The organism is Microcoleus sp. C2D2 (assembly GCF_036702495.1).
Lineage (GTDB): Bacteria > Cyanobacteriota > Cyanobacteriia > Cyanobacteriales > Microcoleaceae > Microcoleus.
Window position 1 is genome coordinate 1 of sequence record NZ_JAUBTO010000242.1, and the last position, 7,588, is coordinate 7,588.

General features: G+C 47.9%; 6 protein-coding genes. 4 read left to right on the forward strand and 2 right to left on the reverse strand.

Going from position 1 to position 7,588, the window contains the following annotated elements; genetic code table 11:
- The first annotated feature begins 521 nt into the window (after window positions 1-521).
- From QUB61_RS36545 to QUB61_RS36555, 3 genes are all read left to right on the forward strand, one after another.
- A complete protein-coding gene (locus QUB61_RS36545) occupies window positions 522-2,132 on the forward strand; it encodes a glycosyltransferase family 39 protein (RefSeq protein WP_333134605.1) in 1,611 nt (536 codons plus the stop codon).
- Window positions 2,133-2,138: 6 nt separating this feature from the next.
- On the forward strand, window positions 2,139-3,080 hold the full coding sequence (locus QUB61_RS36550) for a hypothetical protein (protein ID WP_333134607.1): 942 nt from the start codon (window positions 2,139-2,141) through the stop codon (window positions 3,078-3,080).
- Between the two features lie 163 nt (window positions 3,081-3,243).
- Window positions 3,244-3,471 carry a hypothetical protein gene (locus QUB61_RS36555; protein WP_333134609.1) on the forward strand — a complete coding sequence of 76 codons (228 nt, stop codon included), beginning with the start codon at window positions 3,244-3,246 and terminating at the stop codon, window positions 3,469-3,471.
- A gap of 92 nt (window positions 3,472-3,563) precedes the next feature.
- On the opposite strand, the gene QUB61_RS36560 is transcribed toward QUB61_RS36555, so the two are convergent.
- A complete protein-coding gene (locus QUB61_RS36560) occupies window positions 3,564-3,695 on the reverse strand; it encodes a hypothetical protein (RefSeq protein ID WP_333134611.1) in 132 nt (43 codons plus the stop codon).
- A gap of 670 nt (window positions 3,696-4,365) precedes the next feature.
- Between QUB61_RS36560 and QUB61_RS36565 the strand changes: the two genes are divergently transcribed.
- A complete protein-coding gene (locus QUB61_RS36565) occupies window positions 4,366-5,310 on the forward strand; it encodes a hypothetical protein (RefSeq protein WP_333134613.1) in 945 nt (314 codons plus the stop codon).
- Window positions 5,311-5,368: 58 nt separating this feature from the next.
- Here QUB61_RS36565 and QUB61_RS36570 read toward each other — a convergent pair whose 3' ends face one another.
- Complete coding sequence (locus QUB61_RS36570) at window positions 5,369-7,459, reverse strand: hypothetical protein (protein ID WP_333134615.1); 2,091 nt, start codon at window positions 7,457-7,459, stop codon at window positions 5,369-5,371.
- Window positions 7,460-7,588 lie beyond the last annotated feature (129 nt).

The window sequence follows — 7,588 nt, forward strand, 5'->3', positions numbered from 1 at the left end:
TTCTGATGCCCCCAGCAGTCGGGACTTGCCTGGGCGCCATTTTTGATACCGCCCGTCGGCGGGTTTAATTTCCCGCTACTTTTTTAACACAATTTTTTGTAGTCTGGCAGCGGCAGCCGACTGAATGTCTGTTAGCTGAAATTAGAGTTTGGCGGTCTCGCTGTCTGGCGTTTCACGACCAGTTTTTTTTTTGCACAGCCTCTGGATCTCAAAGCACCTTTCCTATGTAATTTATCCCACTGCCAAAGTATCGATTGATTCTCCTGGCGTCCAGGAGGCATCAACCGGGTTTGAGCAACGCAAATACTTGGTTTTAGGCGATCGATCGAAGTTAAAAACTCGGTTGATGAGAGTAAGGAGTGCATCCAGGACCGTTCTAATTTGCTAACAGCACAAGTAAAGGCCACCTGTTATGAGAGGGCGATCGAACAACCTGTAAATTGAACCCTAAACTCGACCTTTATATGGTATGTTACATTGAGGCGTACCATCTAGCTCTTTTGACACCCTGTATGACGGTAATGAAAAGTAAACTGCGGCTTTTAGTAGTGGTATTATTGCTATTAGGATTGTTCTTTCGCTTTGTCAACATCGACAAAAAATTTTATTGGTACGATGAAGTATTTACTTCCCTGCGGGTTTCTGGATACACGCAAACAGAAGTGCTTCAGGAAATAAGCAGCGGTCAGTTAGTAGGGGCAAAAGATTTGATGAAATATCAGCGCCCCAATGCGACAAAAAATTTTGGCGATACTGTTAAAAGTTTGGCAATTGAAGAACCTCAACTGCCTCCACTATATTTTCTGGGAGTCAAGTGTTGGGCAAAACTATTCGGTGATTCTCCCGCAGCGACGAGAAGTTTCTCAGTTTTGATGAGTTTGTTAGCGTTTCCTGGGCTGTACTGGCTGTGCCGAGAATTGTTTGCACCGCCCGAAGTGGCGTGGATAGCCGTGGGATTGCTAGCAGTTTCTCCCTTGCACGTGCTTTACGCTCAAGAAGCGCGTCCCTACAGTTTGTGGGTGGCGCTGATTTTGCTTTCTTGTGCGTCTCTGCTACGAGCAATGCGGCTGCAAACTAAGCTGAGTTGGATTATTTACGCAGTAGCAAATATTCTGGGATTTTATACTCATTTATTTAGCCTGTTAGTTGCGTTCGGACACGGAATTTATCTAGTAGGAACTCAAGGTTTTACGTTCAATAAAAAGCTAGTTGGTTACTTGATAGCAAGTGCCGTATCCTTCCTAGCATTTCTGCCTTGGCTGGTAATTTTACTGGTCAATAAAAAGGCAGCAGACGGGGCGACTGGTTGGGCTGTTTCAGAAAGCACCAGCCTATCTTTAGTTAAGAATTGGCTCGGAAATATCGGTCGCGTTTATTGGGATTTTGGGCTAACTTCTAAGGCTAGTGGGATATATCTTATTGCTTTAGTGGCAGCTACTTTAATTTTAGTGGCAATCGTAGGGTATGCAGTTTATTTTCTGTGTTCTGAGACGAGCAAACAGGTTTGGCTGTTTGTGGTGACGGTGATGGCGGTGACAGCACTGGCAGTCGTGCTGCCGGATGTTATATTGGGAGGAATCCGATCGACTAAAGGTCGCTACCTATTTCCGGCTTATTTGGGGATGCAAATCGCTGTTGCTTACCTGTTAGCGACTAAAATTAGGGCGCGGGGCGTGCCAAGCTGGAAACGGCAAGTGTGGAAAGTTCTGACACTTGTACTGTTAACGGGCGGGGTACTGTCGAATGCCGTTAGTTCTCAAGCCGAGACTTGGTGGACTAAGGAATGGGGCCAGGAAAATCCCGCAATTGCTCGCCGGATCGATCGGGCCCCAAAGCCCCTGGTTGTCAGTGATCTTTCGGAAGTCACTCTAGGAAATATACTGTCAATGAGTCATTTGTTAGAACCGAAAGTGCGGCTGCAATTGGTGTTGCTTGACCCGAAAGGGCGCAGTGAGGCTCAGTTGTTTGACAGACCAACTATACCCAAAATCCCTAGCGGTTTTAGCGATGTTTTTGTCTACGCGCAATCGCAGGAATTTAGTGCTAAGCTGGCGAAAATGCAAAACTCGAAAATAGAGCGGCTGTCAGAAAAAACCGAAATGCTGTGGGTGGGCAAGTTAGTAAAAAAGTGAGGGTTTATGGAAGATTTTGGTATTATTATTGCCTGCTGCGACCAAGATTATCTGTTTGCTAAGGGTTGTTGTGCTAGCATCCGATATTTCCTGGGAGATGTGCCGATTTGTCTGTTGATTGACGGTACGTTTTCTGTGAGTGCTTTGGAAAAGTCCTACGGGGTGCGAGTAATCGATCGCACAACCGTTTCTGAAGAGGTTCTCAGGAAAAAAAGTTTTGGTTGGGGAAAAACTAAAATGATTGCTTTCTGGGAAAGTCCTTGGTCAAATTTTATGGTTTTGGATGCCGATACGATCGTCTGGGGCGATGTTCTCAAGTTGGCTAATTTTCAAGACTTTGATTTTATTGTAGACAAGCCTTGTTACGATTACTCGGATGCGGATATTTCGGAATTTTTCTTTGACATTCCTGGCGTTGAGAAGCATTACCCGAATTTTCGGTGGTCGGAATCGCGATCGAACTATTTCTGCACGGGTACTTTTTTTGCTAAGCGCGGCGTTTTTAGCTTGGAAGAATACGTGGAAATTTTAGATTTTACGGCGGCAAATCCGAAGATATTTAAGTACGGAGAAATGGGGTTTTTGAACTTTATGATTTTCCGGGCGGCGCAAGAAAATCGGCTGCGGGTGCAGAGTGTGGATATGCAGTTGTTGGTGCCGGATTTTGACCAGGATTTAGTGAAGAAGCGGTTTCCGGTTGAGTCAAGCGGGCCTGCGGCCGATCGCACTCAGGCGACTGTGATTCACTGGTGCGGCCCGAAGCCAACTTTATCTAGTGGGAAAGTTTACTCGGAACCGATGAATTTTTGCCGCCGCAAGTGTCAGGAGGATGTTTGGAACCGCACGGGTTTGGCGGCGGAGATGTCGCTGCAAGTTGAAGATTTACTGCGATCGATCTACGTGTATAAGAATAAGTTTAAGAAGAAGTTTCGCCAGTTGGCGGGGTAGATACTGTGAGAGAAAATTTTCCCTAAAATTTCCTAAATCTACTCATCGAGTACGCTAGAATCGCTGTATGAGTAAGTTAATCATTCTGAGCTGGTTCTGCAACTGGTTCTCCACCTATTTTTCTGCAATTTTTGACTCAGATGACTGAGTTGTAGCTAGCTGGTTGGCTTCAGCGGTTGCTGGAGCTTCTGCGGCGATCGCAGCGGCACTGACGACTGATGATATACCCAGAATTGCCGGGGATACTAGCAGTAAATTCCAAAAAGTTCTGTTTATTTTCCTCACACCTTCACGCTCTATTCAACTCGACGAGCAGCAATTGCCAACTGCTAATTTTTGTGGTTGCTTGCCTGTTGACAATAACTGCCAAAAAAATAGAACCTATCCATAACTGTTGATTCACAGTTGATTCACAGTAGGCGTGTCTACTTCTGCTTGAACTCCGGGGGCCGAGCTCTTGTACCGCCCAGGCATCAATTCAGGTCAAGCCCACATTACTTTACGGTTCATTATACCATCACCTGCTAATTTCATCTCTCGATCGCCTGATTTGCTTGAGTTGCTCAGCAGGCGATCGACAACGGATTGTACGGGAGCGACCACTATCTGCCTCAAACTGACAACTGCCCGGAGTCCTCGGTTACGCCAGACTTAACAGACAGTTATAGGTAGGATTGTGGCTGCTTGTCGCATCTCTTATACAACTTTCGATCCTCTTATGTCAAGCTTTTTAACCTAACTTTAAACCTCGCGGCCTCTAAGAGGCTATTTCCCGCCAGGAGTGGGGAACTGAGGGATCGAGGCTGGTAAATTTACCTTGTAACAGGCCTATTTCAGACTTGACCAATTTTGGTTTTCTGATGCCCCCAGCAGTCGGGACTTGCCTGGGCGCCATTTTTGATACCGCCCGTCGGCGGGTTTAATTTCCCGCTCAATTAAAACAACTTTTTTGTTGTTTGAGTGTGGCTGCAATTGGTAGTGCTTAACCCGCTGTTGGCGCAGGGAAAGCTCTGTTGTTTGACAGACCAACTATATCTAAGATTCCTAGCGGTTTTAGCGATGTTTTTGCCGGCGGCGATCGCAGGAGTTTAGTGCTAAGCTGGCTAAAAGGCAGAAGTCGAAAATAGAGCTGCTGTCAGAACAAAAAACCCAAACGCTGGGGGTAAGCAAGTTATACCATTTTCGCTTAAAGAATTGGGAGTAACTGATGACATAAAGGTTTGGAGCTTGGTGGCTACACTTGGATTATTTTGGGTAAGTGGTATTAGTAAAAAAGTGAGGTTTTATGGAAGATTTTGGTGTTATTATTGCTTGCTGCGACCAAGATTATTTGTTTGCAAAGGGTTGCTGTGCTAGCATCCGATATTTCCTGGGAGATGTTCCCATCTGCCTGTTGATTGACGGTACGTTTTCCGTGAGTCCCCTAGAAAAAGTTTACGGAGTGCGCGTCATTAATCACGATAGCGTCTCTGAGCCACTTCTGAGAAAAAGAAGCTTTGGTTGGGGAAAAAGTCATATGATTCCCTTTTGGGAAAGTCCTTGGCAAAATTTTCTCGTGATGGATGCAGATACAATTATTTGGGGAGATGTCCTCAAATTAGCTAATTTTGAAGACTTCGACTTTATTATTGACCAGCCTTGTCAGGATTACTCGGATGCGGATATCACGGAATATTTCTTTGACATTCCGGGAGTCGAAAAGTATTTTCCAGATTTTCGTTGGCAAGACTATCGCTCTCGCTATGTCTGTCCAGGCACATTCTTTGGGAAGCGAGGTGTTTTCAGCTTAGAGGAGTATAGAAAGATTCTGGATTTTAATGATGAACATCCAGAGATATTTAAGTATGGAGACATGGGCTTTTTTAACCTGATGGTCTTCCGCGCCGCTCAAGAGGGCAAACTGCGGGTGCAGAGTGTGGATATGCAGTTTTTGGTGCCGGATTTTGACCGGGATTCGATGAAGAAGCGCTTTCCAATGGAGTCAAGCGGGCCTGCGGCCGATCGCACTCAGGCGACTGTGATTCACTGGTGCGGGCCGAAGCCAAGTTTATCTAATGGGAAAGTTTACTCGGAACCGATGAATTTTTGCCGTCGCAAGTGTCAGGAGGAGGTTTGGAACCGCACCGGTTTGGAGGCCGAGATGTCGCTGCAAGTTGAGGATTGGCAGCGATCGATCTACGTGTATAAGAATAAGTTTAAGAAGAAGTTTCGGCAGTTGGCCCGGAAGTAAGTAGGATTTTTTAACCGCAGATGTCAGCGGATGAACGGGGATGCACGCGGATGAAGGCTTACTCTTCGAGGGGTAAAGTTGGCCCGGCTGGAGGTAAAACTTGGCGGTGAACGCTTATTTTGTGGCTTTCCCGCTGAGTTTGCATTTCTACGGCGATCGCCTCAAATTCGACTTCCATGCAGCCGTAGGGAATCTCTAACTCGACACTTGCTCGCACGCTTCCCAACCCGTTAGCTTTAAATTCGGTAATCCAGCGCGGCCCGTCGAGAATCAGGTAGGTTTGCCGATCGAACACCCAAACTTTCACATAAATCCGGGGCATTAATTCCGGCAGTTGCACTTGCACTTTTACGGGCCCGCCGGCGACGATTTCGGCGCGAGGCAATTCCAAAACCGGCATCGGTACTAACTCGTCTTCTGGCAAAACGTAGGGTGTTGGGGGAGTTACTTCTGCTGCGACAGTTGCGGTTTTTTGAGCAACTTGTTTCGGCTGCGGGGGATCGTCAAAAACCACAAATTCTCTGGCTTCGGGGCTAGTAGATTTGGGATCGGAAATTGTTTCGCTGGTTTCGAGTTGCTGCTGGGTTGGGCTGCTTTCTTCCACAACGGCAATTTCGTCGCTGCTATTAGCGGCGGCTTTTGGAGTTGGCGACAGGGTGGTTGCTTTGAGCCATTCGGGGGATTCGCCGTTGCTGGCTAAGGAACTCAGTCGCGACCAAAATCTATTTTGGACGTTTAAGGTTTGAAATGCCTGTTTTGTGGGTGCTGGTGGAGTTTCTGGGGCTGTTGTTGCTAAGGGGGGGCTGTTTTCGGGTTTTTGGTCGATCGCTCCGATGGAGGCTGTTTGAGGGGAAGTTGGGGGGTCTAAAGGTTTGGTTTGTGGGTCGATCGACTCTGCTGCTGTTCGAGGCGAATTGGAGATTTCCGAAAGCAATTGCGCTCGGCTGCTCTCGGGCAGTTTGTTACCGAATGCGGGCAAATCTAGGCCGCTTGCACTTGGAGTCTGACGGGAATGCAGTTGAGGGGGTAAGGGCACGTCTGTTGGGGATTCGGCGGGGGAGGGAGGGTCTAAGGATTTTTCTACTAGCTTGAGGAATGATAGACTTTTGGCGCTCCCAGGCTGTTTTGAGGCTGTTGGGGAGAGTTCGGCTTGATGCTTTTCTTCGATGAAATTGTCTTTAATTGCCTCTAACAGGTGCTCTAAACGGGCTGTAATTGTGAATAGTTTGGTGGCTAGGGTGACGCTGCCGCTGCTGAGAATTGCTTCTCCTAATATTAGGCGACTTTTGCACTCGGTTGGGATGTAGGTGACGCAGGCAAAGATGCAGGGGGGAACTTGTTCTGGCATCGGCTGCTGGATTTCTGCGAGAATTTTTGAGGTTTGGGGGTCGCGCAGGTAAATTTGCAGTTGTGCTGAACCGATAAGTTGTTTGAGTTCTAGCGCTTCGGATTCGGGGATGAGACTTGCTGTTTTTCGGGTTTTTTCGGGGGCTTGGGGAATGTCGATTTTGCCGGAAATGATTAAGGGGCGACCGAGTTGGGTGACGAAGGTTTCTCGATCGAGGGCGAGTTCGAGTTTGACGCCCGGTTTGGGTTCGGGGGTTTGGGGAGTGGGGAATTGGTAGATTTTGGTCTGCTGCGGTGCTGACTCGGCTGCTGGGAGTTGGGCTGGTACGCGACGATCGACCGATGCTGCGATTTGTGGGGCTGCGCGACGATCGGCCCAAGCTGCGTTTTCTGAGTGTGACCGGGAGGTTGCCGGTTCGGTTTGGTCGATCGGCGGTAGGGGTTCGGAGATTTCGGATTCTGCAGGCAATACTTCCAACTGAACGCCGTACTGCCAAGGTTTTGCTGGTGTTGATTTGGGATCTGGCAAGCAGGAGAGTTCCCACAGTCCGGGTTTGAGCCTGGTGTAGGGAATGATCACGACTAATCCTTCGGGGTTGGTGCGGGCCGATCGGCTTTGGACTTTCCGCTGCGCCGGTTCGTCGAAGGAAGTATGGGTAACGCGAATTTCGATGTCGGTGTTCGGATGCTGAATGCGAGCAACGACGCGGTATTTGCCTTCTAGAATTTCCACGTCGGGGGTTTCTAGGGGCAACCAGGCGCGATCGCCTTCTTTCTGTAACAAAAATTCTAATTTTTTCATCGAAAATTGTGGGTGGAAACCCCGTGCTAGAAGCACGGCTTTACATTAGAACCTACATATCTCACGGAATAATTGCTATAATGTGAGACATGACACAGAGAGCCTTTAAGTACCGCTTCTATCCCACGC